The 14,586-nt window shown below is 47.2% G+C and carries 13 protein-coding genes; 8 read left to right on the forward strand and 5 right to left on the reverse strand.

The window, feature by feature from the left end; genetic code table 11:
• Positions 1–77: 77 nt before the first annotated feature.
• Complete coding sequence (locus J0M30_04410; protein MBN8666723.1) at positions 78–1,049, forward strand: alpha/beta hydrolase; 972 nt, start codon at positions 78–80, stop codon at positions 1,047–1,049.
• Between the two features lie 134 nt (positions 1,050–1,183).
• Here the strand turns inward: J0M30_04410 and J0M30_04415 are convergent, their stop codons facing one another.
• From J0M30_04415 to J0M30_04435, 5 genes are all read right to left on the reverse strand, one after another.
• Positions 1,184–1,753, reverse strand: coding sequence for a L,D-transpeptidase (locus tag J0M30_04415; GenBank protein MBN8666724.1), 570 nt, complete (start codon positions 1,751–1,753; stop codon positions 1,184–1,186).
• Positions 1,754–1,920: 167 nt separating this feature from the next.
• Entirely contained in the window at positions 1,921–2,748 is an 828-nt protein-coding gene (locus J0M30_04420) for an outer membrane beta-barrel protein (GenBank protein MBN8666725.1), read from the reverse strand.
• Between the two features lie 34 nt (positions 2,749–2,782).
• The gene (locus tag J0M30_04425; protein MBN8666726.1) at positions 2,783–3,892 is read right to left on the reverse strand and encodes a hypothetical protein; all 1,110 of its coding nucleotides are present in this window, start codon (positions 3,890–3,892) and stop codon (positions 2,783–2,785) included.
• A 17-nt stretch (positions 3,893–3,909) separates the two neighbouring features.
• Positions 3,910–4,395, reverse strand: a complete 486-nt coding sequence (locus tag J0M30_04430; protein MBN8666727.1) for an RNA polymerase sigma factor — start codon at positions 4,393–4,395, stop codon at positions 3,910–3,912.
• Positions 4,396–4,507: 112 nt separating this feature from the next.
• Positions 4,508–4,726, reverse strand: coding sequence for a hypothetical protein (locus J0M30_04435; GenBank protein ID MBN8666728.1), 219 nt, complete (start codon positions 4,724–4,726; stop codon positions 4,508–4,510).
• 297 nt (positions 4,727–5,023) lie between these two features.
• Between J0M30_04435 and kbl the strand changes: the two genes are divergently transcribed.
• From kbl to J0M30_04470, 7 genes are all read left to right on the forward strand, one after another.
• Positions 5,024–6,211: a glycine C-acetyltransferase gene (kbl, locus tag J0M30_04440; protein ID MBN8666729.1), complete on the forward strand. Its 1,188-nt coding sequence runs from the start codon at positions 5,024–5,026 to the stop codon at positions 6,209–6,211.
• Positions 6,212–6,511: 300 nt separating this feature from the next.
• Positions 6,512–7,339 carry a class D beta-lactamase gene (locus J0M30_04445; GenBank protein ID MBN8666730.1) on the forward strand — a complete coding sequence of 276 codons (828 nt, stop codon included), beginning with the start codon at positions 6,512–6,514 and terminating at the stop codon, positions 7,337–7,339.
• A gap of 183 nt (positions 7,340–7,522) precedes the next feature.
• Entirely contained in the window at positions 7,523–9,121 is a 1,599-nt protein-coding gene (locus J0M30_04450; GenBank protein MBN8666731.1) for a VWA domain-containing protein, read from the forward strand.
• A gap of 57 nt (positions 9,122–9,178) precedes the next feature.
• A complete protein-coding gene (gene ispG, locus J0M30_04455) occupies positions 9,179–11,182 on the forward strand; it encodes a (E)-4-hydroxy-3-methylbut-2-enyl-diphosphate synthase (protein ID MBN8666732.1) in 2,004 nt (667 codons plus the stop codon).
• Position 11,183: 1 nt separating this feature from the next.
• Complete coding sequence (locus J0M30_04460) at positions 11,184–11,861, forward strand: lysoplasmalogenase (protein ID MBN8666733.1); 678 nt, start codon at positions 11,184–11,186, stop codon at positions 11,859–11,861.
• A gap of 6 nt (positions 11,862–11,867) precedes the next feature.
• A complete protein-coding gene (gene nadB, locus J0M30_04465) occupies positions 11,868–13,469 on the forward strand; it encodes an L-aspartate oxidase (GenBank protein MBN8666734.1) in 1,602 nt (533 codons plus the stop codon).
• 139 nt (positions 13,470–13,608) lie between these two features.
• Entirely contained in the window at positions 13,609–14,451 is an 843-nt protein-coding gene (locus J0M30_04470; protein ID MBN8666735.1) for a lysophospholipid acyltransferase family protein, read from the forward strand.
• Positions 14,452–14,586: the final 135 nt, after the last annotated feature.

Consider the following 14,586-nt stretch of genomic DNA (forward strand, 5'->3'; position numbering starts at 1 on the left):
TACACGGGATATTTAGAAACTTCCCGTTTAAAAATTATTTTTGAAGGCTGTCCTCGTGCAGGACAGCCTTTTTTATCATGCAACCTGCCCGGAAAAACACCACCTGGAGAACCATCCTGCGATGGGTCTTTCGTGTATTGATCTTTCAGTTCGTACTGATCAATATTGCTGCCGCTTTTCATGCACACCGGCTCACTCATTTTTATACTGACAAGGCTGTGTATGAACAACAAGGATCTTCCGGCTCCATCTTTCTGCGTACCTGGCGATTGATGACGGGGAAAAGGTTGGCCCGCAGCCCCATTCAATACACACCACCTACTGCCTATGAAACCCTGGCCTTTCAGCTAAAGAATGGAAAGAAGATCAGTGCCTGGTACATACCGACGGATAGCGCTGTAGGTACTGTTATCCTGGTACACGGACTTGGATCCAACAAAGGACATCCATTAAATGAAGCGTCTGAGTTTCGGGTGATGGGGTACAATACCCTGTTGATTGACCTGCGGGCGCATGGGGAAAGTGAAGGCAAAGCCTTTTCCATTGGGTATAAGGAAACCGAAGAGATCAAACTGGCCTACGATCATTTACGCGCCAAAGGCGAAAAGAATATTGTATTCTGGGGAATGTCTGTTGGAGCGGTGGTGATGACAAAGGCCATTGCCGATTATGAATTAAAACCCGAGAAACTCATTCTGGAAATGCCTTTTGGCTCTTTGCAGGATCATTTGCGCAGCCGCGCCCGCAACCTGGGTTTTCCCGATGAACCCTTTGCGTTCTTTGTCACTTTTTGGGTGGGATTGGAACAAGGGTATTGGGGATATGGTTTCAAAACGGCGAAATATGCAAAGAAGATACAATGTCCGGTCTTGATACAATGGGGCAATCAGGATGATTATGTAAAAGAAGGGGAAGTGCGGTCGGTGTTTGACGCGGTTCCGGGAACGGATAAGAAATTAGTGATCTATGAAAAGTCGGGGCATGTGCCGTTGTGCTGGTCGGAGAATGAGAAATGGGTGGAGGAGGTAGAAAGATTTATAAATAGATGATTCACCGCAGAGAACAAGAGGACGCGGAGTTACGCAGAGAAAGTTGCTTGATATTAGCCTTGAGCAAGGCTCTGCGCCTTGGTAGTAAAATTCCTCTGCGTAACTCCGCGTCCTCTTGTTCTCTGCGGTAAATACTACTTTTGAATTTTAACCTTTGTTCCAACCGGCAAATACGCATATACTTCTTCCACGTCTTTATTCTTCATTGAAATACATCCCAGTGTCCAGTTATTATACCGGTCGATCTGGTAGTCTTCATTTGGCCAGGTGCCATGAATACCGATGCCTCCACCGATGGTGGCCCTTTTGGGGATCTCTCCTTTTTCTTTTCTCTTTTTGAATTTTTCCCAGCTTTCTTTGGTAGGATAATCGATGGACAGAAATCGATACCATTTATCATGAACCCGTTTAGCGGTAATGGTGAAACTTCCCTCCGGGGTATTCCGGTCGCCTTCCATTTTTTTATCCGCCAGGCTGCTGTTGCCAAATACAACGGGGTAGGTAGCATACCAGCCATCGTCGTCGTACACCGATAATTCATAGTCCGATTTATCGATCACCAGGTGCACAGTGCCACGGGGAAGGTTGTCCTTCTTCAGGCTCACCTTGGTGGCGCTTCGCTCTACCGATGTAGGGAGGGCAATTGTTGCCGGAATAAATGCGGTTGTGCCCGTCGTTGCCACCGCCAGTAACAGGGTCTTCATGTTAATACTCCTTTTGGTCCAGATATTCGACAAACGACGTGCCAGAGGGGATTATTTTTATCAATTTTGGCTTTAACTAAATTTTCAGAAGAGTTTGGTTCTTACAGAAAGCACGAAGGCACGGAAGTATATTTACCGTGCCTTCTGCGCTTTCTGTGCGAATATCCTTAGAAATGACTCAACCTGAACCCGACATTATACGGTGTCATATCCAACCCCTTGTCCCACATATTATCCATGGCGTAGCTGCCATAAAGTTTGATAGGTCCAAGAGAGAGTTCACCAATATAGGAGAGTTTCCAGCGTTTGAGGTCAAAATCATTGTTCACTTTGTCTTTGTCTCCATCATCTTTTATTTTGAAGCGGGCTGAGTAGAGATAGCCTGCGCTAACCCCGGCGCTGATACCAAATCCTTTTTTACGCTTGGGGGTGAAATTGAAGTTCACCATCATGGGTACGGTCAGGTAGTCGGCAGCCAGTTTAGCCTTTTTGGCTTCGCTGGTGGATAGCGCGAAGAGGGTTGGGTTTTTGGTCATGCGCATACGGGTATCATCAAAATGGTAATTGTTTAATTCCAATCCCATTCCATACTTCAGGTTTACCACGTGTTTGATCACATTCAGTCGTTGCATAAAGAACCAAACATTCACACTCCGCGATTTACCCGCGCTGAGTTTGAAGTTATCTTCATTCAATCCGGGAGCTACGGTTTGTGCCGCGGCCGAACCATAATTGGTATTGTCGGTATAGTTGGAGAAACCGATATCAAAGATCCACCAGTTGGTAGCGATATTGGCCGGTTTTTCCCGGTTACGACGAGGGATGCGGTAAGTGCGGGAGCTGTCACCTATTTCGGTGGGGCCACCTTTTTTGCGAATGATGATCATGCCACCGATCCGGATGGTATCGGATTCATCTTTTTTGGTCGAATCGGTCTGCGCAGATCCGAGCAGGGTCATACATACAGCCAGGCAAAGTAAAATTGTCCGTTTCATGGTATTCAGTTTGAAAAATTAGTTGGGTCATTTTTTATTTCAGGCTCACCGCGAAACTGCCTATCAGCAATTTGTTATCATCGGTTGTCGCCTTGATGTTGGTTGTTTTTTCAAAGAGCCGGGTGACTTTCCGGAGTAGCCCGCGGGATCTTTTATTACCATCATCTGTTATGTTATACGAAGTAAAGGAAGGATTTGTTACAATGCCGTTGTTAACGGTAAGTGAAGGGTCGAGTGAATTATTTGTGCTCTCGATAAGATCGGCTTTGTCGATCTGGCGGTCGGGCGTCAGACTAGTTTTCACCGGATCAACGGAGGCATAAAGGGTTTGGTTAGCCGGTTCATTTCCTGCCACAGACTGGTTACGTGGCGTAGGCAGGTTGTTGCGATTACCATTATTCACCAGATAAACCGGGGCCTGTGTATCTGCTTTTCCATTATTGATCTCTGTCTTCTTGTCTTTATTGACAGTGGCAGGTGTTTTTACCAATGTCTCACCAGTTGAAGCCGTATTGTCTTTATCTTCTTTGGCCAATATCGGGTTCACAACAGGTTGTTCAACATTATTGGAAGGAGTGGATGCCGGTGTTTTGATCTCTGTGCCTGCCATTGGATTTTCTACTTCACCGCCGGTGTTGCGCATAAGGAGTAAGGCACTGGTGCTAACAGCCAGTAACAGTACTGCGGCCACGGCCATTCTTTTCCAGGTAAACCAGATCACGCGGGCCGGTTCTTTTTCTTCTTTATATAAAGAGGCTTTATCGGGGAACTGAATAGAATTATCGATTGTCAGGATGGTTTGCCGATAGGCCGCCAGTTCATTTTGCAATACCGTGTCAGTGGCCAGCTTATTCTCAAAGGCTATTTTTTCTGCGGGACTTAATTCCTGATCAATATAGCGCAGTAATTTTTCTTCCCATTCAGCGGAGAGAACGGGATTAGATTGGCGATAGAGTAATTCCTTGTGTTCAAATTGAATGGATTCATCGGGGATAAGACGGGCACTGTTCAACAGCTGTAATTCTTCCTCCAGATCGGGATGGGCTTGTACAAAAGCTTCTACCGCTCTTTGTTCTTCGGCACTCAGTTCCTTATCCACATACATCAGGAAGAACGATTCGTAATTATTTCGGTTGATGTTCATGATACGCCACTTTTCAGTTAAATAACATTTTCAGGACTCCCCAGATAAGATCTTAGTTGCGTGCGGGCCCGGTGAAGATAGACTTTAACCTGGCTTTCACTCAATCCCGTGATCTGACCGATCTCTTCATAACTGTATCCTTCGTAATCTTTTAGCAAGACCAGTGACCGTTGTGTTTCACTCAGGCGGTTCAGGGCTTCGTGAAGTACTTTGCTCACCTGGATTCCCGGGGCCTGGGCCACGCGGGTGTTTTCGCCAAACTCTTCTTTTAACTGAACCCGCTTTCCTTTGCGGATATGATCGATCATCTGGCGGTATGCCACGGTAAAAAGATAAGACTTGCTTTTTACCGGATCGATCTCCTCGCGGTGGATCCACATCTTTTCAAAAGTGGATTGCACCACATCACGTGCGTCCTCTTCATGCCGAAGGTTCTTCAGGATGAAGCGGTACACGTTATCCGCATAGCTGGTTACACATTCATTGTATTCCCGTTCCGTCATAAACAGTGGTCGATGCTAAATTACGTTAGGACTTATGACTTTTCAGCCATTAGTAATACGTTCCGCAAACAAAAAAAGTTACAATATTAGGTAAAAAATAACGCCTTGATTTTTAAGGCATTACATTGATCGAAGACATGAATTGGCGGGGCAGGCTTTCCCAGATCATTTCGCCGGTACCACGGCTCCCTTCCTCTTCCAGACAGCAATCGGCGGGCTGCGAGGCCGGAGAGGCGTTGTCAATTCCGGTAGCGACATAAGACAGGAATACCAGCGCGGTTACCACCACAAAACCGATCAGGCTGATTTTCAAGTAATTCTTACGACTCATATCCGGTTGATTTCTATATTGGACGTGGGTAGTGGGGGATTTGTTACAGGGAGAGGGGGATTTTTGGAGGACGGATGACAGATGACGGAGGACGGATGACGGATGTTGGATGTTGGATGTTGGTGGGTAGATGACGGATGACAGATGACAGATGACAGAGTTCTCGCACAGCAAGCCTCCGCTCTTCGACTACCATCCAACATCCAACATCCAACATCCAACATCCAACATCCGTCATCTGTCATCCGTCATCTACCCAACTACATCCCTTAACTTCGCCCAAACAAACGCCAGTTTATGAACGAAAATTTTGCCCAACGCATTGCAAAAGAAGTGAATGAGATACGTGAAGCAGGATTGTTTAAAACAGAAAGGATCATTACCAGTCCCCAGGATGCTGAGATCGAAGTAGGGGGCAAAAAAGTATTGAATTTTTGCGCCAATAATTACCTGGGATTATCCTCCCACCCCAAAGTAATTGAAGCAGCCCACAAAGCCATTGACCAGCGGGGCTATGGCATGAGCAGTGTGCGCTTTATCTGTGGCACGCAGGATATACATAAAGAACTGGAAAGAAAGATCTCTGCATTCCTCGGTACAGAAGATACCATCCTTTATGCAGCGGCCTTTGACGCGAATGGGGGTGTTTTTGAACCTTTGTTCAATGAAGAGGACGCGATCATTTCCGATGCCCTTAATCATGCCTCTATCATTGACGGTGTGCGGCTTTGCAAAGCCCAGCGTTATCGGTATGAGCATAACAATATGGATGACCTCGAAGCCAAGTTGAAAGAAGCAAAGGGCTGTCGCAGCCGGATCATTGTTACCGATGGTTCTTTTAGTATGGATGGCACCATAGCCCAATTGGACAAGATCGTGGAACTGGCGGAGAAATATGATGCGGTGATCATGATCGACGAGTGCCACTCCAGCGGGTTTTTGGGTAAGAATGGCCGGGGTACGCATGAATACCGGGGTGTGATGGGCAAGATCGATATCATCACCGGCACACTGGGCAAAGCCCTGGGTGGAGCATCGGGAGGTTTTACCTCCGGTCGCAAAGAGATCATTGAAATGTTGCGCCAAAAATCAAGACCTTACCTGTTTAGCAATACCCTGGCCCCCTCCATTGTAGGTGGGTCGATCGCGGTATTGGATATGCTTACAGAAACCACCGAATTGCGCGATAAACTGGAATCAAATACCCGGTATTTCCGGGAGAAAATGACTGCCGCGGGATTTGACATCAAACCCGGTGATCACCCGATCGTCCCTATCATGTTATACGATGCCGTACTGGCGCAGACCTTTGCCGCCCGCCTGCTGGAAGAAGGGATCTATGTGATCGGGTTCTTTTTCCCGGTGGTGGCCAAAGGCCACGCCCGGATACGGGTACAGCTTAGTGCGGCCCATAAACCAGAACACCTGGATAAAGCGATTGCGGCCTTTACCAAGATCGGGAAGGAGTTGAAAGTAATTGATTAATAGGAGGTTAAAATTTGCCTCCAATTTATTATGAGATACAACATTCCGATATTATTTTCGTTTTCCTACTGATGACCCAACTCTACAGATCCTTCCTTTGAATTTACCGGATTAGTTCACCCAGAAAATTAGTTGATGAAAAAAGTTATTCTTGCCCTGGCAACAGGTGCTGTACTGTTGGTTATGTTCTCATCCTGCACTTCCATGCGGAAGGATTGCAACGGAGTTAAGCATTACAAGACCAAGAACGGAATCTATATTTAAGCGACTGATTTGTTGCTAAATTTGCTGAAAAAGTTCATGGGACGTTTCAGCCTGTTTGTATTTTCCATCCTTGTGCTCTATTCCTGCCGACCTAACAACGTAAAAGTTGATAGCTCTCTCCAACAATATTTTACCGACAACAATGTAAAAGGGTGTTTTGCCCTGTTTGACAATGGAACGGGAAAGATCACCATGTCTGACCGTGGCCGGTATTTTGACAGTGCCTATACCCCCGCCTCCACCTTCAAGATCGTGAATTCATTGATCGGTTTGCAGGAAGGCAAGATCAGCAGCGATACCATGACCATTCCCTGGGATGGAGTGGTACGTAACCGTCCTGAAATAAATAAGGACCTCACCATGATTGAGGCCTTCCGGGTTTCCTCCCTTCCCTATTATCAGGAAGTAGCCCGGAGGATCGGGGTAAAAAGGATGCAATTCTGGTTGGATAGTATCGGTTATGGCCAACGTTATGGCAAACCCGTTCTCACAGGACCCATTGATTCTTTCTGGTTGAATGGGGTAGTGAAAATGACCCCCGATGAACAATTGGGCATGGTGAAAAAACTGTATTTCGACGAACTTCCTTTCTTTCACCTGTATCAGGAGTCAGTAAAACGGGCAATGCTTTTTGAAGACAATACCAATTATCAGTTGAGTTATAAAACCGGCTGGAGTTTTTGGGATGAAAAAGAACAACGCCATATCGGCTGGATCATCGGCTGGATCGTAGAGAATAAACACCCGTATTTCTTTGTGCTAAATGTGGAGTCTTCCAATAAAGACCTGGATATGCCAACGGTGCGAATGAAGATATTGAAGGATGTGTTGAAGAAACTTGGATTTTTGGAAGGGAAAATGTAGTTCTTTCACCGCAGAGAACTGGAGAACGCAGAGGTACGCAGAGAAAGTTATTAGCATTTAGCTATTAGCTCTTGGCGAATCATTGTGTCATAGCGGTAAAATTCTCTGCGAAACTCTGCGTTCTCCTGTTCTCTGCGGTAAAGAAAGAAAAAACTTTAGCATAATCCTTGCTATATACCCCACGTGAAGCTTCATTTCCAATACTTTCAGGGTCTCTGGCTGCTTGCCGCCATTGGGATTTTTATCCTCCTTTACACCCTGTATATACAATGGAAAAAAAAGACAGCCCGCCAGATGGGCGACCCCGCCCTTATCCGGCAATTGACCGCCACTCATTCTCCATTTCGGCAACACCTTAAATTTATCCTGTTGGTTCTGGCCTTTGCCGGAGGTGTACTCGCCCTGATGAACCTGCGCAAACCCGGTGGGGATGCAGGTGGCGAAAGAAAAGGAATTGATGTGGTGATCGCCCTGGATGTAAGCAAGAGCATGTGGGCGCAAGACCTGGTCCCCAACCGGCTTGAAGCTGCCAAACAAATGGTGCATGGCCTGATCGACAAAATGCCGGAGAACAGGATCGGGCTGGTTCTATTTGCCGGCAAGGCTTATTTACAAATGCCGCTTACCTCCGATCATACCGCGGCAAAGATGTTTGTCACTACCGCCGATCCAAACAATATACCCCAACCGGGAACAGTGATCAGCGAAGCCATGCAAACCGCCGCCCTGGCCTTTAATAATAAAGAACGAAAATTCAAATCGGTGGTATTGGTATCCGATGGAGAGGATCATGATCCGGGTGCGGAACAAACCGCCCGTGAAATGGCCGAGCAAGGGATCATGATCAATACCGTGGGAATCGGAACTGAAACAGGTTCTGTGATCATTGAGCCGGCTACCGGCCAGCCCAAACCGGATGCCATGGGGCAAACCATCACCAGCAAGCTAAATGAAACAACATTGCGTACGATTGCCTCCACAACGCATGGGGCCTATGTAAAAATGGATGATCCTGCCAAAACAGTGGATGCCTTGGCAGATCAACTCAGTCGCGTAAAGAAAGAAGACCTCAGTGATATTTCTTTGATCAATTTCACGAGTTATTATCTCTGGTTTGGCATTCCTATGTTCCTGCTCCTGCTGATCGAATTATTGGTAGGAGAGAGAAGACGGGTACCAAAACTCGCTATCACCCTGTTTTTCCTGTTTCCTCAATCCCTGCTGGCGCAAACCGACCTGAATAAAGGAAACGAGTATTACCACCGGGCACAATACAAGGAAGCAGAAGCCATTTACCGAAATACCTGGATCGCCGCTCCGCAACATGAGAAAGCAAGATATAACCACGCCCTTGCACAGTACCGGTTGGAACAAAAGGATTCAGCCTTATCCTCGTTTGAAAAAACCATCGCTCTTTCCACTGACCCTACCATCCGGTCATATGCCTTTTATAATAGTGGCGTGATCCATACTGCTCAGTTTAAACTGGAAGCCAGCATCGAATCCTATAAAGCAGCGCTTCGCATCAATCCATCGGATACACTGGCCAGGGAAAACCTGCAAAAGGCCCTGTTGGAAAAAAAGCGTAGAGATGCCAGGAATAAGGAGGACAAAAAACCACCCCGTAAGGATCCTCCCCCAAAAACACCGCCACCCCCGAAAATGAACCCCAAGCAGGCGCAACAACAGTTAAAGAACCTGCAGCAAAAGGAGCAAAAGACCCAACAACGCCTCCAAAAGAAACCACAACAAGGGGGGGGGTATGAACGAAAAGATTGGTAAACTTCAACCCGCTTTCTTTGTTAGTTTTGTACCGATTAAACAAAGCGGTATTCCATCATGCAATTTTATGCTGAATCCCTAACGAAGTATGGGCGTTTGAAGACGAGGGAAGTACGAATCGGGAACCTGTTGCTGGGCAATGGGCATCCGATAAGGGTGCAGACCATGACCACCACCGATACGATGGATACCCTGGCCACTGTGGAGCAATCCATTCGCTGTATTGAAGCAGGTGCCGAACTGGTACGTATCACCGCTCCTTCCAAAAAAGAAGCCGAGAACCTTCAGATCATCAAGGATGAACTTCGAAAAAGAGGGTATAACACCCCGCTTGTAGCGGATATCCATTTTACCCCCAATGCCGCCGAGATCGCTGCGCGGATCGTAGAGAAAGTACGGGTGAACCCCGGAAACTATGTCGATAAAAAGAAATTTGAACAAATAGACTATACCGATGCGGAATATGCAGAAGAGATCGAGCGTATCCGCGAGCGGTTTACTCCGTTGGTCAGGATCTGTAAGGAACATGGCACGGCCATGCGTATCGGTACCAATCATGGATCCCTGAGTGACCGGATCATGAGCCGGTATGGAGATACCCCGATCGGAATGGTGGAAAGCGCGATGGAATTTCTGCGTATTGCCCGGGCGGAAGATTATCACCAGATCATTCTCAGCATGAAGTCGAGCAACCCACAGGTGATGGTACAAGCCTACCGTCTCCTGATCCGGACCATGTTTGATGAATTTGGAGAATGTTACCCCCTGCACCTGGGTGTAACCGAAGCGGGTGACGGAGAAGATGGTCGTATTAAATCGGCTATCGGAATCGGCACCCTGCTTGAAGAAGGGATCGGAGATACCATTCGGGTATCCCTGACCGAAGATCCCGAATTTGAAATTCCTGTTTGTAAGGACCTGGTCAGCCGCTACACCCAACAAGGACAGGATACTCCTGACCATGTACCTGCCATTGACAGGTTGCCCTATGACCCCTTTAGCTATAAACGCCGGGAGACATTTGCCATAAAGAATATTGGCGGAAATCAGGTGCCGGTGGTTGTGGGCGGACTGTTTCAGGCAGAGCAGATAAAACCATCTCATCTGGAAAGTATCGGATACAAGTATGATTCTGCTACCGACAAATGGAGCATCAGTGATGCGGCAGCCGATTTTATTTTTACCGGGAACCAACCACTTTCCTTCGAACTACCGGGCACCTTATCGGTGATCACGTATCCGGCTACCTGGGAAGATATGGCCGGGCATCCGGCATACTATCCCATCTTTGATGCAGCTGGCTATGTGCAAGCCGAAAAGAAACACCCGGTACTGAATTTCGTGATGCTGGATTGCTTTAATGATGATACCTCCGTGAACGATTTCACCTATCTCGATGAACTCGCAAATGATCCCACCGTGGTAATCTGTTTGAGCAGTACGAACCGGAATGCCATGCAATCCGTACGACGGATGTTCATGGAATTAATGAAACGAGGTATCTGCAACCCGGTTATTTTGATCACCGACAGCAATGGGCAATCGCCCGACGAGCATTTGATCCATTTTGCCACCGAAACAGGTGCGCTCTTCCTCGAAGGCATGGGTGATGGTATCTGTCTGGGCTATGGCAGCAAGGCCTCCCAACAAAGTGTACAGGCAAGCGGGCGAACTTATTTACCAGTAAAAGATATTTCTCAATTCACGAATAATACTGCGTTTAGCATTTTGCAGGCTACGCGAACAAGGATCTCCAAGACGGAATATATCAGTTGTCCCAGTTGTGGCCGTACCTTGTTTGACCTGCAGGAAACAACGGCCCGTATCCGTTCGGTAACCCATCACCTGAAGGGCGTGAAGATCGCCATCATGGGTTGTATCGTGAATGGCCCCGGTGAAATGGCGGATGCCGATTTTGGTTATGTAGGAAGCGGACCGGGAAAGATCACGCTCTACAAAGGGAAAGAGATCGTGAAGCGGAACGTAGACAGCGAGGTGGCGGTGGATGAACTGATCAATTTGCTAAAAGAAAACGAAGCCTGGACCGAACCAACCCAATAACATGAAACCTTCCTACTGGCTTTATCTTTTCCTGGGCATTTTTATAGCCGATCTGGTGGTTGTGGCTATGGAAAATGATACCCTGCGGTATGTAACCAAACCCCTTCTGATGGTAGGGCTGTTTGCCTATTTCATCAGTTCAGTAAGAGGAAAGAAATCGGGATTGATACGCTGGATGATCGGGGCGCTCTTCTTCTCCTGGCTCGGTGATATTTTCCTCATGTTTGATGGACAAAAGCCCTTCTTCTTTTTATTAGGCCTATCTTCTTTTTTGATCGCGCATATTTTTTATATCCTGTTGTTTGCCCAGATCAGGTATAAAGAAAATATCAGGAACAATTATCTCCTGCTTCTGCCTGTGGCGATCTACTATGGATTGCTGATGTGGTTGCTATCTCCATACCTCGGCGATTTTATCCTCCCTGTGCGTATCTACGGTGCTGTTATCTGTATCATGTTGTTGCTGGCATTGCATGTGGTTTTTATGAAAAAAAACCCGGCAACCTTTTATATCATAACAGGGGCCCTCTTCTTTGTCATTTCCGATTCTTTGCTGGCCATCAATAAATTCTATCAACCTTTCTCGATGGCAGGATTATCTGTCATGGGTACCTATGGACTGGCTCAGTTATTCCTGGTCATCGGGACCATTCGATATATCCTTTTTAAAAACGAATAAACCAGTATGCAGAAAACCGATTTTTTGGTCATAGGTTCAGGTATTGCGGGGTTGACCTATGCGTTGAAGATGGCGGGTCATTATCCGGATCGGCAGGTGTTGGTATTGACCAAAGCCGCCGCCGATGAAACAAATACAAAGTATGCCCAGGGAGGCATTGCCGTGGTCAACGATCCTGAACAGGACAGTTTTGATAAACATATTGAAGATACCCTGATTGCCGGTGACGGGTTGTGTAATGAAAAAGTGGTAGAGCTCGTGGTGAAGGAAGGCCCGAGCCGCGTGCAGGAATTGATTGACTGGGGCGCGCGTTTTGACCGCGAAGAGGATGGGGATTATAAATTGGGAAAAGAAGGCGGGCATTCCGAGCACCGCATCTTACACCATAAAGACATTACCGGATGGGAAATGGAACGGGCCTTGCTGGAGGCAGTAAGCCGTCAACCCAATATCAAGATCATCAAGCATTGTTTTGTCATTGACCTTATTACCCAGCACCACCTGGGTTATCTCGTTACCAAGTCCACCCCTGATATTGAATGTTATGGAGTCTATGTACTTAATCTGGAGACAAACAAGATCGAGAAGATATTAGCCCGGGTAACCTTATTGGCTACCGGGGGAAGTGGGCAGGTGTACAGAACCACCACCAATCCGGGTATAGCCACAGGGGATGGTGTTTCCATGGCCTACCGCGCAAAAGCACGGATCGAGAACATGGAGTTCATTCAGTTTCACCCAACGGCTTTATTTGAACCGGGTGTAAAAGGCCAGGCCTTTTTGATCACCGAAGCAGTGCGTGGCGATGGTGGCATACTCCGTAATAAAAAGGGCGAAGCCTTTATGGCGCAATATGATGAGCGAAAAGATCTCGCACCCCGGGATATCGTAGCCAGAGCGATAGATAATGAAATGAAAAAAGGCGGTACCGAACATGTGTATCTCGATTGCCGGCATATGGGGAAGGAAGAGTTTATTGAGCATTTCCCCAATATTTATGAAAAATGTTTGTCTATCGGCATTGATATTACCCGGGATATGATACCCGTAGCACCGGCCGCGCATTATATGTGTGGAGGCATTAAAACCGATGAATGGGGAAGGAGTTCGGTGCGTAACCTCTATGCCTGTGGCGAATGTTCAAGCACGGGTTTGCATGGGGCCAACCGTTTAGCAAGTAATTCCCTGTTGGAAGCCATGGTCTTTGCCCACCGTTGTTATTTGGATGCTTCGCAAAAAGTGGATAGCGTGGCCTTTCAGGACGATATACCCGATTGGAGTGCCCGGGGTACCTCCGAACCAAGGGAAATGATCCTGATCACCCAAAGCCTGAAAGAGCTTCAATTGCTCATGAGTGATTATGTGGGTATCGTTCGCAATGATGTGCGTTTGCAAAGAGCCAGCCGCCGCCTCGACCTGCTTTGGGAAGAGACCGAAGAACTTTACCGTACCTCCATTGTTTCACCCCAGTTGCTGGAGCTGCGGAATATGATCACAGTGGGCTATCTTATTGTAAAAGGCGCCGGTTTCAGAAAAGAAAGCCGCGGGCTGCATTACAATACGGATTATCCGGGCAAGAGCGGGTTGGTGCAGAATATTGTCTTGTAGAATCGTGAGGCGTCAGACGTGAGATGTGAAGCGTGAGGAATGGATAGATAGCTTCTAAAAAGTTTGCCAACTCACGTCTCACGCTTCACATCTCACGTCTGACGCCTCACGTCTCTCACTATTCAATATCTTTGCCCCAATGTATTACCTCGTTTACGGTCTTTTATACCCCTTCAGCTTATTGCCCTTTGCGGTGCTTCACCGTATTTCTGATCTGGCTTATTTGATTCTTTATTATGGTGTGGGTTACCGCAAAGAGGTGGTGATGAGGAACCTGGCCCAGGCCTTTCCCGAGAAAACAGAGGCCGAGCGGGTCGCCATTGCAAAGAAATTCTATCGCAATTTTACCGATAACTTTATTGAGACCATCAAGCTTTTGTCCTGTTCCAGGGCTTTTTTGGAAAAACATTTCAAGGCCGATTTTTCCCTGGTTCATCAGGTACATGCTACAGGACGTAAGGCCCAGTTATTGGTTGGACATAATTTCAACTGGGAAATGGCGCTGGTCCGCATCCCCATGGACGCCCGGTTTAAAGTGCTGATCGTTTATCTCAAGCTTAGCAGCGGGATCTTTGAGCGATTGATCCGTTTTGTGCGGTCACGTACAGGGGCTTTTTTATTACCCGCCACCGAAATGCGCCAGGCCATTGCACCGCATAAAAATTCGCAATACCTGATCATCCTCGGCGCCGATCAGCGACCGGCAGATACCACTAATGTATTCTGGATACCATTCCTTAATCGCAATACCGCTTTTGTCAAAGGACCGGAGAACGCGGCGCGAAAAGAAAATATCCCGATCATTTTTTGCAAATTTATCCAGGTAAAAAGAGGGTATTATGAGATGATATTTGAGCTGGGACCCGATAACCCCGCGCAATTACCCGAAGGGGAAATGACGAAACAGTATGCGGTATTCCTGGAGCAATTCATTCGCGAAAATCCGGAAATGTGGCTGTGGAGCCATCGGAGATGGAAATAAGCAAACCACATAGACACAAAGGCATAGAGTTTTTTGGTTTCTCGCAGCGGACGCAATGATTATTGCGAGCGCTACGGCTCTCCTAAATTCGAATAAAAGACTGCCGCAGCGTTCGTAAATATCTTTGCGTCCGCT

The organism is Chitinophagales bacterium, from assembly GCA_017303415.1.
Taxonomy (GTDB): Bacteria; Bacteroidota; Bacteroidia; order Chitinophagales; family Chitinophagaceae; genus SpSt-398.